Genomic DNA, 16,111 nt, shown 5'->3' with positions numbered 1-16,111 from the left:
GGGCGGTCAGCGCCGCCGCGCCAACCACTCCCGGATCAGGGCCCGGCCGTCCGGCACCGCCGGCCACCCCGGGTCCTCCACCTTCGCGCGGACCTCGGCCAAGGGCTCCCACCCGCCCCAGGCGACCTCCTCGGGCTGGAGGGTGAACGGGCCGTCGCTGCGCGCCTCGTAGACGTAGGCGACGTAGCGGACGGTCCCGTCGACGAAGGTCGTCCGGAAGCGGAACCGCGGCTCGGCCGCCACGCCCAGCTCCTCGGCCAGCTCCCGGGCCGCGCACTCGTCCGGCGTCTCGCCCGCCGCGACCACGCCGCCGCACGTCGGGTCGAGCAGGCCGGGGTAGACGTCCTTGGTGTCCGTGCGGCGGTGCACGAACAGCCGGTCGCCGTCCGACGACCGCACGACGATCGCCGCGCACGCGTGCCACAGGCCCTCGGCCCGCACCCGCGCCCGCGTCGCCGACCCGACCGGCGTGCCGTCCGGGCGCACCAGCAGCACCTGCTCCAAAGATCCTCCCCAAGTCGTACACCACCGTGGTACCCCGGTCCGACGCCCGCCGACACCCCCTGTTCCTACCGTCTTGGCGTTCGCGTCACGAGGAGGGGTTGTGCCCACATCTCTGCGGCTCGCGGTGGCCGAGTTCCGCAACCGGCCCGGCCGCGCCGTGCTGCCCGGGATCGCGCTGGTCGTCGGGGTCGCCTGCCTGCTGGCGGCGCTGATGACGAGCGACGCCATGGGGAAGGCGACCCGCGACGGCGCGCCGGTCGTGCCGGCCGACGCCGACCTGGTGGTCCGCGCGGTCCCTTTCACCGGCGCCGTCATCGACCAGGCGGTCGTCGACCGGGTCGCGGCGGTCCCCGGCGTGCGCGAGGTCGCGCCCGCCCGCCGGGTCGAGGTCGACCTCCTGCTCGCCGGCGGCCGGGCGGGCGCGGACCGGGCCGCCGCGGACGTCGAGGTCGACCGCCCCGGGCTGCGCCGGGTGCCGATCCTGGAGGGCCGCCCGCCGGGCCACGACGGCGAGATCGCGGTCGACCGGGTGACCGCCTTCCGGCACGGGCTCAGCCCCGGCGGCTCGATCGAGGTCGCCGACGCGCAGGGCCGGCCGCTCGCCGTCGTGGTCCGCGGGATCACCAAGCGCGGCGGGCAGGGCGAGCAGCCCGCCGTCGTGGTGGGCGAGGGGCTCGCGGCCGAGCTCGGCGGCCGGCCGCGGATCCTCGCGCTGCACGTCATGGGCGGTGACGCGGCGGCCGTCGCGCAGGCCGCGGGCGCCGACCTGCGGGTCGACCCGGCGTCGGCGGTGCGGGCCGAGCCGGGGAGCGACGAGCTGTCGGTGGTGCTGCTGCCGTTCAGCATCCTCGCGCTGGCCACGTCGGTGTTCGTGGCCTCGGCGACCTTCCGCGCCGTCTACGCGCAGCGCCGGCGGCACACCGCGCTGCTGCGGTGCCTGGGCGCGCACCGCGGGCCGCTGGTGTGGGCGAACCTGCTGGAAGCCCTGGTGACGGGCGCGGTGGCGGGCGCCGTGGGTGCGGTGCTGGGCGGCTCGGTGGCGTGGCTGCTGGCCCGGCTGTTCGACGCGACCGGGCTGTCGGCGCTGCTCGGCGCGGTCGAGCTGGAACCGACGCTGCTGCCCTCCGCCGGGCACCTCGTCCTGGGCGTGGTGCTGGCCGCCGCGCTCAGCGCGTTCGCCGCCGTGCGGCCGTCGCTGGCCGCGACCCGCGTCTCGCCGCTCGCGGCGCTGCGCACCTCCGAAGGCGCGACGCCGGACGCCGCCGTGGCGCGCCGCCGCCGCGTCCTGGGCCTGGTCCTGGTGGCCGCGGCGGTCGGGCTGGCGGCGCTCGGCGTGCTCGCGGCCGGTTCGATGGCGGCGATCTTCCTGGTCCTGTTCTCCGGCATCACCGCCGTCGCCGGGCTGTTCGGGGTGCTCGGCCCGGTCGTGGTGCCCGCCCTGGGCCGGGTCTTCGGCGCGGTCGCGAGCCGGGTCGGCGGGGCGCAGTGGAAGCTGGCCGCCGCCGAGGTGCGGCGGGTGCCGCAGCGGTCCGCGTCGGTGGCGATGCCGCTGCTGCTGGCCGCCGCGATGGTCACCTACTTCGCCGTCACCGTCGGCTCCGCGCAGCGCTTGGAGGATGAGTTCAGCAACGAGCCGCGCCCGGACGCCGTCGTCCTCGACGCGGGCGACCGGCCGCTGGGCGCCGCCGCGACCGCCGTCGTGGACCGCCCCGAGGTGGAGCGCGGCGTCGTCCTGCACACCGCCGTGGGCACCCAGACCGGCCCCACCGACGACAGCTACCCGATGACCGTCGAGGGCGTCGACGCCGACCGGATGCGGGAGTGGCTGGCCGACCGGGGCGTCGAGCGGGCGGACTTCCGGCCGGGCGCGGTGCTGCTGACCGAGTACACCGCGCGGACCATGGACGCGGTCGTCGGGCAGCCGGTCACCCTCCACGGGCTGCCGGGCGGGCCGCGCACCGCGACCTTCGCCGGCACGATCGCCGAGACGCTGGTGCACGGCGCGCACGCGGTCCTGGCCGACGAGTCGCTCGCGCCCGCCTCCAAGGTCCTGGTCACGCTGGCGCCCGGCGCCGACCAGACCGCGTTCCGCGACGCCGTGCACGCCTCGCTGGGCTCCGCGCCGACCGTGCTGGTGCAGACCCGGGTGGACAACGCCGAGCGCAACCAGCGCAACCTGGACCTGGGCATCACGGTGCTCATGGTGCTGCTGGGGCTGTCGGTGGCGGTGGCCGTGACCGGCATCGGCACCGCGCTGGCCATCTCCGTGCAGGAGCGCCGCAAGGAGCTGGCGCTGCGCCGCGCGCTGGGCGTGACCAGGGGCGGCATCCAGGGCGGCGTGGTGGCCGAGGCGGTGCTGCTGGCCCTGGTCGGCGTGCTGGGCGGCGGGGTGTTCGGGCTGGTCTACGCGGAGCTGACGCTGCTGGCGGTCAAGGTGTACGCGCCGCCCACCGCGGCGCTGCTCCCGCTGCTGGTCGGAGGCGCCGGCGTGGTGGTCCTCGCGGTGCTCGCGGCCTTCGGCCCGGCCCGCGGCGCGTCCCGCATCCGACCCGCCGCCGGGCTGGCCGCCGGGTGAAACGCGCCCCGGAGCCCCCGGAATGTCGGCGCCAAGCCGTAGGCTGCCACCTATGCGGCGGATCATGGGAACCGAAGTCGAGTACGGCATCGCGGTGCCGGGTGACGCGACGGCCAACCCGGTGCTCACCTCGACACAGGTGGTGCTCGCCTACGCGGCCGCCGCCGACATACCGCGGGCCCGGCGCGCGCGCTGGGACTACGAGGTCGAATCGCCGCTGCGCGACGCGCGCGGCTTCGACCTCGGGTCGCCCGGCGGGCACCCCGGCGACAGCGACGTGGAGGACCTGGGCGCGGCCAACGTCATCCTGACCAACGGCGCGCGCCTGTACGTCGACCACGCGCACCCGGAGTACTCCGCGCCCGAGGTGACCAACGCGCGTGACGCCGTGATCTGGGACAAGGCGGGGGAGCGGGTGATGGAGGAGGCGGCCATGCGCGCCGCCACCGTCCCCGGCCAGCCCCGCCTCCAGCTCTACAAGAACAACGTGGACGGCAAGGGCGCCAGCTACGGCACCCACGAGAACTACCTGATGCAGCGCAGCACCCCGTTCACGGCGGTGATCGCGGGCCTCACGCCGTTCTTCGCGTCGCGGCAGGTCGTGGTCGGCTCCGGGCGGGTGGGCGTCGGCGCCTCCGGCGAGGAGGCGGGCTTCCAGCTGTCCCAGCGCTCGGACTACATCGAGGTCGAGGTCGGGCTGGAGACCACGCTCAAGCGCGGCATCATCAACACCCGCGACGAGCCGCACGCCGACGCCGACAAGTACCGCCGGCTGCACGTCATCATCGGCGACGCGAACCTGGCCGAGCACTCGACCTACCTCAAGGTCGGCACCACCTCGCTGGTGCTGGACATGATCGAGGCCGGCCGCCGGTTCGACGACCTGCGGCTGCTGGACCCGGTGCGGGCCGTGCACCAGATCAGCCACGACCCGACGCTCAAGACCCGCGTGGAGCTGGCCGGCGGGCGCAAGTTCACCGGCCTGGACCTCCAGCACGCCTACTTCGAGCGCGCCTCCCGGTTCGTGGAGCAGGAGGGCGTCGGCGACCGCGAGGTGCTGCGGGTGTGGGGCGAGGTGCTCGACGCGCTGGCGCGCGACCCGCAGGAGTGCGCCGACCGGCTCGACTGGCCCGCCAAGCTGCGCCTGCTGGAGGGCTACCGGGCGCGCGACGGCCTGGCCTGGGGCTCGCCCCGGCTGCACCTGGTCGACCTCCAGTACTCCGACGTCCGGCTGGACAAGGGCCTGTACAACCGCCTGGTGGCGCGCGGCTCGATGAAGCGGCTGGTCACCGAGGAGGAGGTGCGCGCGGCCGTCCTCGCGCCGCCGGAGGACACCCGCGCCTACTTCCGGGGCCGGTGCCTGGAGCGGTACCCGACCTCGGTGGCGGCGGCCTCGTGGGACTCGGTGATCTTCGACCTGGGCCGCGAGTCCCTGGTCCGCATCCCCACGCTGGAGCCGCTGCGCGGCACGAAGGCCCACGTCGGGGCGCTGCTGGAAGCCTCGGACACGGCCGAGCAGCTGGTCGAGGCCCTCACCAGGGGCTGATCGACGCCACGCGGGTGGCAGGCACCGGATGTCGGATCCGGTGGGTAGGGTTGGACGCAAGGACCGGGAGAAGCGGGGAGGTCGACATGTCCCAGGAACAGGTCCAGCGGCAGGGCGGCGGCGGTGGTGACGAGGGCGGCGACGGCGCGGCCGGCGCCGGCCAGGAGCGCCGGGAGAAGCTCGGCGAGGACGTGGACGCCATCCTCGACGAGATCGACGACGTCCTGGAGGAGAACGCCGAGGACTTCGTCCGCGCGTACGTGCAAAAGGGCGGCGAGTAGCAGCCGATCGGCGGAGTAGGAGAAAAGCACACCCATGGACCACAGCTCGACCGGGCACTACCCGGCCGCGTCGTTGCCCCCGGCCTACCTGCGGCCGGGGTCGTCGTCGTTCACCGATTTCCTCCGCGCCCAGGCCCCGGAGCTGCTGCCGTCCGCGCGCGGCTACCCCGAGGGCTCGGTCGTGCAGGCCCCGCACGGCACCACGGTCGTGGCGCTGACCTTCAAGGGCGGCGTGGTGCTCGCGGGCGACCGGCGGGCCACCATGGGCAACGTGATCGCCCAGCGCGACATGAAGAAGGTCTTCGTCACCGACGACTACTCGGCGGTGGGCATCGCGGGCACGGCGGGCATCGCGATCGAGATCGTCCGGCTGTTCGCGGTCGAGCTCCGGCACTACGAGAAGATCGAGGGCGTCTCGCTGTCCCTGGACGGCAAGGCCAACCGGCTCTCGGCGATGATCAAGGGCAACCTGGACGCGGCGCTCGCGGGCCTCGCGGTGGTGCCGCTGTTCGCGGGCTTCGACACCGACGCGCCCGACCCGGACCGCGCCGGCCGCATCGTGTCCTACGACGTGACCGGCGGCCGGTACGAGGAGTCGCTCGGCTACCAGGCGGTCGGCTCGGGCTCGCTGTTCGCGAAGTCGGCGCTGAAGAAGCTCTACGACCCGGACGCCGACGCCGAGGCGGCCACCCGCGCCGCGATCGAGGCGCTCTACGACGCCGCCGACGACGACACGGGCACCGGCGGGCCGGACATCGCCCGGCGGATCTACCCCAGCGTCGTGACGATCACGGCCGCCACCGGCGCGGTGCACCTGCCCGAGGAGCGGACCTCGGCGCTGGCCGAAGCCGTCGTCGAAGCCCGCCGGTCCAGCCCGACCGGCTGATCCCACCTCCCCTCCCCACCCCGCGACCCCAGGAGCCGCACCAGTGACGATGCCGTTGTACGCCTCACCCGAGCAGATCCTCCGGGACCGCTCGGAGTACGCCAGGAAGGGCATCGCCCGAGGCCGCAGCGTCGTCGTGCTGCGCTACGCCGACGGCGTGCTGTTCGTGGCGGAGAACCCCTCCGCGACCCTGCACAAGGTCTCGGAGATCTACGACCGCATCGGCTTCGCCGCCGTCGGCCGCTACAGCGAGTTCGAGAACCTGCGGCAGGCCGGCATCCGCTTCGCCGACATCCGCGGGTACCAGAACGACCCGCGCGACGTGACGGGCCGGTCGCTGGCCAACGTCTACGCGCAGACGCTGGGCTCGGTGTTCAGCGAGCAGATCAAGCCGCTGGAGGTGGAGATCTGCGTCGCCGAGGTCGGCACCGCGCCCGAGCAGGACACCCTCTACCGGCTGACCTACGACGGCTCCATCGTGGAGGAGCCGCAGTACGTCGTGATGGGCGGCCAGGCCGAGGCGACCGGCAACGCCCTGAAGGACGCCTACGCCGAGAACCTGTCGCTGGCCGACGCCGTGCGGGTCGCGGTGAGGGCGCTCAGCACGGGCAGCACCAGCACCGGCAACGGCAAGCCGGACCTGCTCGACCAGCCCAAGCTGGAGGTGGCGGTCCTGGAGCGCGACCGCCCGCACCGCGCGTTCCGCCGCATCGCCGGCGCGGTCCTCGCACCGCTGCTGGCGGCCGCGGCCTCGCCCGACACCCCGGCCGACACCACGTCCGGGGCCGCGGCGGACACCCCGGCCGGGGAGGCCGAGCCGAAGCCGGTGACGGACGTGAACCTGCCGCCGAACGACGAAGAGAAGTAGCGCACGACGAGCGGAAGGCCCCCGGCACCGCGCCGGGGGCCTTCCTCGTGCCATGACCAACGCGCCGCCGCCCTGCCTCGCCGGCAGGACGCCGGGCCTCGCCTCCCACCTCGGCGACGACCCCGCCCCGGCGAAGACTCCCGACGGCGACCTCGCCCCGGCGACGACCCCCGGTGACGACTTCGCCCCGACGACGACTTCGCCCCGACGAAGACCCCTGACGGCGACCTCGCCCCGGCGAAGACCCCCGGCAGCGACCTCGCCCCGACGAAGACCCCCTCGGCGGTACTTCCCGGCTGGGTGTCGCCTCTCAGCTCGGCGGCCTGGAACTGTCGGTGGCCGATGGGACAATGGTGCCGGGGGCCGGAGGCCACACCCGCGACCTCGCCCCGCACCGCCACGCGCCCGCACCGCCACGCCTGGCTCACACCGCCTCGCCTGCGGTTTCGCCCCGCAGCCGCCACGCCTGTGAGCCCACCCCGCTCAGCCCCGCTCCACTCCGGCCTGCCGCGGTCCGCCCCGCCCCGCCCCGCCTGGTCCGCTCCGTTCCGCCCTGGCCCGGCCCGCCCTGGCCCGGCCCGCTCCGTTCCGCTCCGGCCTGGTCCGCCCCGCCCCGCCCCGCCCCGGCCTGGTCCGCTCCGCCCTGGCCCGGCCCGCTCCGTTCCGCCTTGACCCGCGCTGGTCCGCTCTGCCCCGCGTCGGTCCGTCCCGCCCCGCACCCCCGACCAGCGCTCCCGTCGGCAGCCCCCGCCTCGCCACAGGCCCCGGCACCGGGGCCGGCCGGTCACGGCCGGTAGATCGCCAGGGCCGCCGGGCGCGAGCGGAACTCGAACCTCGACCCCGTCGGCCCGACCTCGCCGTCCGTCGCGATCGCCACCGCCGCGTCGAGCACCTGGACGTCCAGCCACCGCGTCTCCAGGTGCCGGTAGGTGCGGCTGCGGTTCAGGGAGCCCAGCAGCGCCCCGATGAAGAACCGGGTCCGGGAGAACCGCGTGTCGGCGCGGATGTAGCGCACGTCCATCAGCCCCGCGTCCAGCGCCGGGCGCATGGTCGGCGCGAAGCCCTTCGGCCGGTACGGCCCGTTGCCCACGAACAGCATCCACACCAGGTGCGGTTCGCCGTTCAGCTCCACCCGCAGCGGCCGGGACGTGCGCAGGACCTGCGCCATCGCGATCCCCGCCGCCGGCCACTTGCCCCAGCGGTCCTGGAGCCGCTCGCGCAGCCGCACCATGTCCGGGTACCCGCCGAGCGACGCGGTGTTGACGAACCAGCGCGGGCCCTCGCCGTCCACGGTCACCGCGGCCAGGTCGACCAGCGCGCCGTCACCGGCGGCGACCGCCCGCGCCGCATCACCCAGCCCGGTGATGCCCACGTCGCGCGCGAAGTGGTTCAGCGTCCCGGCCGGGATGAGCACCAGGGGCAGCCGGTTCGCCGCCGCCAGCGCCGCGACGGCCGCCACCGACCCGTCGCCGCCCGCCACGCCCAGCGCCCGCGGGTCGTGGTCGGTCAGCACCGCGTCCAGGTCGTCGATCGACACGACCCGCGCCTTGGGCCACTCGCGGGTGATCTCCTCGGTCGGGTCGCCGCCCAGGCCCGAGCCGGGGTTCACCACGACCACCAGCCCCTCGCCGTCGACCAGCGCCTCCAGCTCGCGGTGGTCGCGGGCGGAGGCCGCGTCCTCCCGCCCGATCGGCCACCAGCGCCTGGTCAGCAGGCCCGCGCCGAGGCCGATCAGGGCGCCCGCGGCCACGTCCGACGGCCAGTGCACGCCCGTGTGCACCCGCGAGTACGCCACGGCCGCCGCCACCGGGGCGACCACGGCGCCCAGCGCGGGCGACTCCATCGCCACCGCCGTGGTGAACGCCGCCGCCGAGGCCGCGTGACCGGACGGGAACGAGGACGACGTCGGCCGCTTGGTCAGCCGGCGGGACACGTCCACCAGCTCGGCGGCCGGCCTGCGCCGGGGGAACAGGCGCTTGGCGACCAGGCTGGCGCCGGCGCTGGCGCCCGCGATCGCCGCGACGCCGCGCAGCGCCGAGCGGCGGGGCTTGCCCCTGCCCAGGGCCAGCACGGCGGCGGCGCCCAACCACAGCGCGCTGTGGTTGGCCGCCCGGGAGAGTTTTTTCATCCCCTGATCGAGGGATGTGGCGGGGAGCTGGGCGGAACGCCTCATCAGGGCCTGGTCCAGGCGGTTCACTCGTCGGAGCACACTGGAACGTTATCCGCGAAATCCGCGTGCCGCCCGATTGGATCACTGAGGAAAGCGCCGGATGCGCCTACTGTTGAGGGATGCAGCGGCGGATCTTCGGCATTGAGACTGAGTTCGGGGTGACCTGCACCTTCCACGGGCAGCGCAGGCTGTCCCCGGATGAGGTCGCGCGTTATCTGTTCCGCCGGGTCGTCTCGTGGGGCCGTTCCTCGAACGTGTTCCTGCGCAACGGCTCTCGGCTCTACCTGGACGTGGGGTCGCACCCCGAGTACGCGACCGCGGAGTGCGACGACCTGGCCCAGCTCGTCACGCACGACAAGGCTGGTGAGCGGATCCTCGAGGACCTGCTCGTCGACGCCGAGCGCAGGCTCGCCGACGAGGGCATCGGGGGGGACATCTTCCTGTTCAAGAACAACACCGACTCCGCCGGCAACTCCTACGGTTGCCACGAGAACTACCTGGTCGCGCGAGCCGGGGAGTTCTCCCGGATCGCCGACGTGCTGCTGCCGTTCCTGGTGACCAGGCAGCTGATCTGCGGCGCGGGCAAGGTGCTCCAGACCCCGCGCGGCGCCGTGTACTGCCTGTCGCAGCGGGCCGAGCACATCTGGGAGGGCGTGTCCAGCGCCACCACCCGGTCGCGCCCGATCATCAACACCCGCGACGAGCCGCACGCCGACGCCGAGCGCTACCGCAGGCTCCACGTCATCGTCGGCGACTCGAACATGTCCGAGGTGACCACGCTGCTCAAGGTGGGCAGCGCGAACCTGGTGCTGGAGATGATCGAGCAGGGCGTCCAGTTCCGGGACTTCAGCCTGGACAACCCGATCCGCGCGATCCGCGAGATCAGCCACGACCTGACCGGGCGGCGCACGGTGCGCCTCGCCGGCGGCAAGGAAGCCTCGGCGCTGGACATCCAGCGCGAGTACTACGAGCGGGCCGTGGAGCACGTGGGCAAGCGGGCGCCGGACCCGATGGCCGAGCGGGTGCTCGAGCTGTGGGGCCGCACGCTGGACGCGGTCGAGTCCGAGGACCTGTCCAAGATCGACCGGGAGATCGACTGGGCGATCAAGTACCGGCTGATGGAGCGGTACCAGGCCAAGCACGGCATGGACCTGTCCAACCCCCGGATCGCGCAGCTCGACCTCGCCTACCACGACATCCGGCGCGGCCGGGGCGTCTTCGACCTGCTCCAGCGCAAGGGGCAGGTCGACCGGGTGACCGACGACGGCGAGATCGAGGCCGCCAAGGACACCCCGCCGCAGACCACCCGGGCCAAGCTGCGCGGCGACTTCATCGCCGCCGCGCAGGCCGCCGGGCGGGACTTCACCGTCGACTGGGTCCACCTCAAGCTGAACGACCAGGCGCAGCGCACCGTGCTGTGCAAGGACCCGTTCCGCGCGGTGGACGAGCGGGTGGAGCGGCTGATCTCCTCCCTCTAGCGGTAGCGGGTGGGGGAGGGCCCTCCACGGGGTGGACACCCCGTGGAGGGCCCTCCCCGCGTCCCGGCCGGGGCGGGACGCCTGGATCGCGACCGGCGGCGGGGCGCGGGTGCTGCACCCGTCCGACGGCGGTCACCGCCGGCGCGTCCGACCCCGGCGCGTCCGGACTCCGGCGCGTCCGGCACCGCCGACCGCGCTGGGCGGCTGCCGGTCGGTCGGTGAGGGCCGGGTCGGCGCCCCGGCCAGGGGCAGGCGCACGGGCGCGAGCCGGCCGGAGGGCTGATCGTTTCCACGCCCGCCGCCGGGGGTAGCAGGTGGTGTGTTCACCGACTTCACACTGGCCAGGGTCCCTGCCGACGGGGTGGAGCTGCGGGTGCGGACGGGTGGTTCCGGGCCGCCCGTGCTGCTGCTGCACGGCCACCCCCGCACCCACACCACGTGGCGGCACGTCGCCCCGCTGCTCGCCCGCGACCACACCGTCGTGTGCCCCGACCTGCCGGGCTACGGCGAGTCGGGCAAACCGCCCACCGCGCCCGACCACGAGCCGCACTCGAAGCGGGCGATGGCGCGGCACTGCGCGGCGCTGATGCGGGAGCTGGGCCACGAGCGGTTCGCGGTGGTCGGGCACGACCGGGGCGGCTACGTCGCCACGCGCCTCGCGCTCGACCACCCCGACCGGGTCACGCACCTGGTCGCGCTGGACGTGGTGCCGATCGGGTCCGCGCTGGCCCGGTGCGGTCCGGAGTTCGCCCGCCGCTGGTGGCACTGGTTCTTCCTGGCCCAGCCCGAGGTGCCCGAACGGGTGATCCTCGCCGACCCGGACGCCTGGTACCGCACCGCCGAGCGGCCGGTGGACGAGGACACGCTGCGGGCGATGCACGACCCCGACACGGTGCACGCCATGGTCGAGGACTACCGGGCCGGCCTGGGCGTCGACCGGCGCGCCGACGACGCCGACCTGGCCGCGGGCGTGCGGATCGGCTGCCCCGTGCTGGTGCTGTGGGCGGAGGGCGACGACCTGCCCTCGCTCTACGGCGACGTGCTGGGCGTGTGGCGGGACTGGGCGCCGCGGGTGCGGGGGCGCGGCCTGGACTCCGGCCACCACCTCTCGGAGGACGTGCCGGAGGAGCTGGCCGCCGAGGTCCGGGGCTTCCTGGCCGGGAGCAGCTGAAAGGGCCACCCGGTCGGGTTGGGGTGGGGAGGTGCGCGGCGGCGCGGCCGGACGGGGTTAGGGTTCACCGGTGGCCATCGCACGTGCCGAACGGCTCGTCAACCTGGTGCTGTGCCTGCTCTCCACCCGGCAGTACCTGACCGCCGAGCGCATCCGCGCCATCGTCCCCGGCTATTCCGACGCCGCGACGGACGAGGCGTTCTTCCGCATGTTCGAACGCGACAAGACCGAGTTGCGCGACCTCGGCGTGCCGCTGGAGATCGGGCGCAACGCGGGGGTCGAGGGACCGGACGGGTACCGCATCGCGCGGCGCGACTACGAGCTGGGCGACGTCGACCTGGAGCCGGACGAGGCGGCGGCGGTGGCGCTGGCCGCGCGGCTGTGGGACTCGCCGCAGCTCACCGGCGCGGCGCACGGCGCGCTGATCAAGCTGCGCGCCGCGGGCGTGGACGTCGACCCGGACGTGCAGGTGGCGGTCGAGCCCAGGGTCCGCACCAGCGAGCCCGCGTTCCCGCCGCTGCTGGCGGCCGTGCAGGAGGGGCGGGTGGTCGAGTTCGACTACCGCCGCCCCGTGCCGGTCGAGGTGCGCACGCGCACCGTGGAGCCGTGGGGCGTGGTGGCCTGGCGCGGTCGCTGGTACCTGGTGGGCCACGACCGGGACCGCCGCGCGCCGCGCTGCTTCCGGCTCTCGCGGATCGTCGGCGACGTGCGGCCCCAAGGCCGGGCCGGCGTCGTGCAGCGGCCCGACGACGTGGACCTGCTCAGCTTCGTCGCCCGCAGCGAGCCGTCCCGGCAGCCGGTCGCGGTGGCGAAGCTGTGGGTGGCGCGGGACCGGGCGCAGGGCGTGCGCCGGCGGGCCCGGGTCGTGGGGGAGCAGGAGTTCGACGGGGTCGCGGGCGACCTGCTGGAGATCGACCTGCGCTTCCCGGACTCGGCCGCGAGCTGGCTCGCCGGGTTCGGCGCGGACGTCCTGGTGCTGGAGCCCGAGGTGCTGGCCAAGACCGTGCGGGAGAAGCTGCTGGGCGCGCTGCGCGGGGCGGGGGTGCGCGCGTGAACGCCTCCGCCGACCGGCTGCCCCGCCTGCTCGCCCTGGTGCCCTACCTGCTGGCCCGGCCCGGCATCCCCATCGAGGAGGCCGCCGCCGACTTCGAGGTGACGCCCCGGCAGCTGCGGCGCGACCTGGAGTTGCTGTGGATGTGCGGCCTGCCCGGCTACGGGCCCGGCGACCTGATCGACCTGTCGTTCGAGGGCGAGACGGTCACCGTCACCTTCGACGCGGGCATGAGCCGCCCGCTGCGGCTGACCGCCGCCGAGGCGACGGCCCTGCTGGTGGCGCTGCGGGCGCTGGCCGAGACGCCCGGCGTCGCCGACACCGCCGCGGTGCGCCGGGCCGTGGCGAAGATCGAGGCCGCCGTCGGCCAGGCGCGACCGGCGGGCGTCGCGGTCGGGCTGGCCGTGCGGGAGGCCCCGGAGACCGCGCTGGTGCGCGACGCGGTGTCCGCCGGCGTGCGCCGCGGCCGGGCGCTGCACCTGCGCTACTACACGCCCTCCCGCGACGAGGTGACCGACCGGGTGGTCGACCCGATGCGGGTGCTGCTGGTGGAAGGCCGAAGCTACCTCGAGGCGTGGTGCCGGGTCGCCGACGGCGTTCGGCTGTTCCGACTGGACCGGATAGACGCCGTCGACGTGCTCGACGAGCCCGCCAGCCCGCCGCCGCACGCCGAGCCGACCGACACCTCGGAGGGGTTGTTCCGCCCCGACCCCTCCCAGCGGACGGCCGTGCTGGTGCTGGAACCGGATGCGCGCTGGGTGGCCGAGTACTACCCGGTGGACGCGCTGACCGAGCTGGCCGAGGGCCGCGCGCGGGTCCTCATGCGCTACTCCGACACCGCCTGGATGGTGCGCCTGCTGCTCGGCCTGGGCGGCGAGGTGCGCGTCGAGCAGCCGGCCGAGCTGGTCGCGGCGGTCGCCCGACAGGCGGAGGCGGCATTGCGCCGGGCGGATCACCTCCCGGCAACCTGAGCCCTATACGGTGATGCCGTGCCGTACTTGCCGAGCCTGGTGTTGTTGCTGGTCGGGATGGTGTTTTTGATCGTCGTCCTGGTCCGGGTCCTCCGATCCTTGCGTCGTTTCCGCGCCGCAAGCACTCTGGTGGGGAACAGGGTCGGCGACGGCGCCGGTCTGCTGCGGGCGCGGTTCGCCGCGCTCGGGGTGGCCGTCGCCGAACGGCGTCCGGACCGGGCCCTCAGGGGCGGACCCCGCGTACCATCGACGGACCGGGGGATGAAGGAGGACTACCGTGGGTAACCTCGGAGCTACTGAGCTGATCATCATCGCTGTGGTGATCATCTTGCTGTTCGGGGCGAAGAAGCTGCCCGACATGGCGCGCTCGCTCGGCCGCTCGGCGAAGATCCTCAAGGCCGAGACCAAGGGCCTGCGCGACGACGAGGACCAGCCGCAGGCCGCGCAGCCGAACACGGCCGTCCAGCAGCCCGCGCCCCAGCAGCTGCCGCCCGCCCAGCCGCAGGTCGCCCAGCCGCAGGTCGCGCAGCCCCAGGTCGCGCAGCCCCAGGTCGCGCAGCCCCAGGTCGCGCAGCCCCAGGTCGCGCAGCAGCCCGCCGCGCCCCAGGTGGCGCAGCAGCCGCAGGTGGCGCAGCCGATCGAGCAGTCCGCCCAGAACCTCCAGAACAAGCAGAACTAGACCAGAAGGACGGTCCGCACCGTGGGGGCAAAGCCCGTTCGGTGGTGGTCGGAGCGGCGTGCGCGCCGCAGGCTGACGAGTCGTCGGAGCAACCCCGACGGCACCATGTCGCTGAAGGACCACCTGTACGACCTGCGCCACCGGCTGGGGTTGGCGCTGCTGATCATCGCCATCGGTGCGATCTTCGGCTTCTTCTGGTGGGGGTGGCACATCTTCGGCCTGCCCAGCCTCGGTGAGGTCGTGATCGCGCCCTACTGCGGCATCCCCGACAGCGACCGGTTCAACCAGGGCGGGACGTGCCAGCTCCTCCAGACCAAGGTCTTCGAGGGCTTCCTGATCCAGCTCAAGGTGGGCGCCGCGGCGGGCATGGCGGTCACCGCGCCGCTGTGGCTCTACCAGGTCTGGCGGTTCATCGCGCCCGGCCTGTACGCGAAGGAGCGCAAGTTCGCGCTGATCTTCGTGGGCTGCGCCTCGGTGCTCTTCGTGCTCGGCGCCGCCCTGGCGTTCTACGTGGTCCCGCAGGGCCTGGTGGTGCTCCTCGGCTTCGGTGACAGCCAGTTCCTCACGGCGCTGTCGGCCGGCGACTACATCGACTTCGTGCTGGCGCTGCTGCTGATCTTCGGGGTGAGCTTCGAGCTGCCCCTGATCGTGGTGATGCTCAACCAGGTCGGCGTGGTGAGCTACGCCAAGCTGTGCAAGTGGCGGCGCGGCATCGTGTTCGCGCTGTTCGTCTTCGCGGCCATCGCCACGCCGGGCGCCGACCCGATCTCCATGATCGTGCTGGCCGTCGCGCTGACGCTGCTGTTCGAGCTGGCCATCCAGATCGCCCGCGTGCACGACCGGCGGGCGGCGCGCCGGCGCCGGGCCGAGGGCTTGGACGAGCTGTCCGACGACGAGGCGGCCCCGTTCGACTACACGCCGACCCCGATCGAGGAGCCGGTGACCGACTCGGTGGCGCCGAAGGAGCCGCACCGGGTCCGCTACGACGACGCCACGTGACGCGCGCGGCGCTGCTGGTCTGCCCCGCCTCCGGGCGGGGGCGGGCCGCGCGGGTGGCGGGCACCGTGGCCGCCCGGCTGCGCACCGCGGTCGACTCGCTGGACCTGCACGTCGCCCCCTCGGCGGCGGGCACGGCCGCGGCGGCGCGGCGGGCGGTGGACGACGGCGTGGACGTCCTGGTCGTGCTCGGCGGCGACGGCGGCGCGCACCTGGCGGTCCAGGCGTGCGCCGGGACGCCCACCGCGCTGGCCGTGGTGCCCGCCGGCACCGGCAACGACCTCGCGACGGCTCTGGGCGTCACCGGCGTGGACGACGTGGTGGCCGCCCTGCGCGCCGGCTCCACCCGGTCGCTGGACCTCGGCCGGTCCGCCGGCGGCCGGTGGTTCGCCACCGTGCTGTGCGCGGGCTTCGACTCGGCGGTCAACGAGCGGGCCAACGCGCTGCGGTGGCCCGCGGGCCCGCGCCGCTACGACCTGGCGATCCTGGCGGAGCTGGCCGCCCTGCGCCCCGGGCCGCTGGTCGTGCGGACCGCGGACGAGCGGCTGGAGCTGGACGCCCTGCTGGTGGCGGTGGGCAACACCACCAGCTACGGCGGCGGCATCCCGGTGTGCCCGGACGCGGACCCGGCCGACGGCCTGCTCGACCTCACCGTGGTCGGGGCCGCGCCCCGCCGGACCCTGCTGCGGATGCTCCCGACCCTGCGCGCCGGGCGGCACGTCGGCCACCCGGCCGTGCGGACCCTGCGCGCCCGGTCGGTGCGGCTGTCCGGCCCGGCCTGGGTCGGCTACGCCGACGGCGAGCGCCTGCACGGCCTGCCGATGCGGGTGGAGTGCAGGTCAGCGGCCCTGGCGGTGGTCGCGCCGCCGGCGCCCGGCTGAGGCCGCGGGCGGCGCGCCCGGATCAGGAGCGCTTTTGTCGGTGGTCTGTGACAG

15 protein-coding genes are annotated in these 16,111 nt (G+C 74.8%); 13 read left to right on the top strand and 2 right to left on the bottom strand.

The features are described from left to right. Window positions 1-6: 6 nt before the first annotated feature. The gene (locus JOE68_RS01715) at window positions 7-495 is read right to left on the bottom strand and encodes an NUDIX hydrolase (RefSeq protein WP_307820018.1); all 489 of its coding nucleotides are present in this window, start codon (window positions 493-495) and stop codon (window positions 7-9) included. Between the two features lie 109 nt (window positions 496-604). On the opposite strand from JOE68_RS01715, the gene JOE68_RS01710 reads away from it, so the two are divergent. From JOE68_RS01710 to prcA, 5 genes are all read left to right on the top strand, one after another. After that, on the top strand, window positions 605-3,079 hold the full coding sequence (locus JOE68_RS01710) for an FtsX-like permease family protein (protein WP_204840586.1): 2,475 nt from the start codon (window positions 605-607) through the stop codon (window positions 3,077-3,079). A gap of 52 nt (window positions 3,080-3,131) precedes the next feature. Continuing rightward, a complete protein-coding gene (gene dop / locus JOE68_RS01705; protein WP_204840585.1) occupies window positions 3,132-4,625 on the top strand; it encodes a depupylase/deamidase Dop in 1,494 nt (497 codons plus the stop codon). Window positions 4,626-4,711: 86 nt separating this feature from the next. Beyond that, complete coding sequence (locus JOE68_RS01700; RefSeq protein WP_204840584.1) at window positions 4,712-4,906, top strand: ubiquitin-like protein Pup; 195 nt, start codon at window positions 4,712-4,714, stop codon at window positions 4,904-4,906. Between the two features lie 34 nt (window positions 4,907-4,940). Next, on the top strand, window positions 4,941-5,792 hold the full coding sequence (prcB, locus tag JOE68_RS01695) for a proteasome subunit beta (protein WP_204840583.1): 852 nt from the start codon (window positions 4,941-4,943) through the stop codon (window positions 5,790-5,792). A gap of 43 nt (window positions 5,793-5,835) precedes the next feature. Next, window positions 5,836-6,660 (top strand): proteasome subunit alpha, encoded by an 825-nt coding sequence (prcA, locus tag JOE68_RS01690; RefSeq protein ID WP_204840582.1) that lies wholly within the window; start codon window positions 5,836-5,838, stop codon window positions 6,658-6,660. A gap of 784 nt (window positions 6,661-7,444) precedes the next feature. Here prcA and JOE68_RS01685 read toward each other — a convergent pair. Beyond that, a complete protein-coding gene (locus JOE68_RS01685) occupies window positions 7,445-8,833 on the bottom strand; it encodes a bifunctional phosphatase PAP2/diacylglycerol kinase family protein (protein WP_204845864.1) in 1,389 nt (462 codons plus the stop codon). A 116-nt stretch (window positions 8,834-8,949) separates the two neighbouring features. On the opposite strand from JOE68_RS01685, the gene pafA reads away from it, so the two are divergent. The 8 genes from pafA to JOE68_RS01645 all read left to right on the top strand — a co-directional run bounded on the left by pafA (window position 8,950) and on the right by JOE68_RS01645 (window position 16,057). Beyond that, window positions 8,950-10,308, top strand: coding sequence for a Pup--protein ligase (gene pafA, locus JOE68_RS01680; RefSeq protein ID WP_204840581.1), 1,359 nt, complete (start codon window positions 8,950-8,952; stop codon window positions 10,306-10,308). Between the two features lie 319 nt (window positions 10,309-10,627). Then, window positions 10,628-11,479 carry an alpha/beta fold hydrolase gene (locus tag JOE68_RS01675; protein ID WP_204840580.1) on the top strand — a complete coding sequence of 284 codons (852 nt, stop codon included), beginning with the start codon at window positions 10,628-10,630 and terminating at the stop codon, window positions 11,477-11,479. Between the two features lie 70 nt (window positions 11,480-11,549). Then, the gene (locus tag JOE68_RS01670; RefSeq protein ID WP_204840579.1) at window positions 11,550-12,533 is read left to right on the top strand and encodes a helix-turn-helix transcriptional regulator; all 984 of its coding nucleotides are present in this window, start codon (window positions 11,550-11,552) and stop codon (window positions 12,531-12,533) included. Further along, the gene (locus JOE68_RS01665) at window positions 12,530-13,501 is read left to right on the top strand and encodes a helix-turn-helix transcriptional regulator (RefSeq protein WP_204840578.1); all 972 of its coding nucleotides are present in this window, start codon (window positions 12,530-12,532) and stop codon (window positions 13,499-13,501) included. The genes JOE68_RS01670 and JOE68_RS01665 overlap by 4 nt, the downstream gene beginning before the upstream one ends. Before the next feature lie 18 nt (window positions 13,502-13,519). Continuing rightward, window positions 13,520-13,786 carry a bacteriophage holin gene (locus JOE68_RS01660; protein ID WP_204840577.1) on the top strand — a complete coding sequence of 89 codons (267 nt, stop codon included), beginning with the start codon at window positions 13,520-13,522 and terminating at the stop codon, window positions 13,784-13,786. A gap of 34 nt (window positions 13,787-13,820) precedes the next feature. After that, window positions 13,821-14,180, top strand: a complete 360-nt coding sequence (locus JOE68_RS01655; RefSeq protein ID WP_372443258.1) for a twin-arginine translocase TatA/TatE family subunit — start codon at window positions 13,821-13,823, stop codon at window positions 14,178-14,180. Window positions 14,181-14,285: 105 nt separating this feature from the next. Next, entirely contained in the window at window positions 14,286-15,179 is an 894-nt protein-coding gene (gene tatC / locus JOE68_RS01650; protein WP_204840575.1) for a twin-arginine translocase subunit TatC, read from the top strand. Further along, window positions 15,176-16,057: a diacylglycerol/lipid kinase family protein gene (locus JOE68_RS01645; protein ID WP_204840574.1), complete on the top strand. Its 882-nt coding sequence runs from the start codon at window positions 15,176-15,178 to the stop codon at window positions 16,055-16,057. The genes tatC and JOE68_RS01645 overlap by 4 nt, the downstream gene beginning before the upstream one ends. The last annotated feature ends 54 nt before the right edge of the window (window positions 16,058-16,111 follow it).

Origin of the sequence: Saccharothrix algeriensis, from assembly GCF_016907655.1 — a bacterium.
Lineage (GTDB): Bacteria > Actinomycetota > Actinomycetes > Mycobacteriales > Pseudonocardiaceae > Actinosynnema > Actinosynnema algeriense.
The sequence above is the reverse complement of the archived record's forward strand: the minus strand, read 5'-3'. Positions and strand labels throughout refer to the sequence as shown.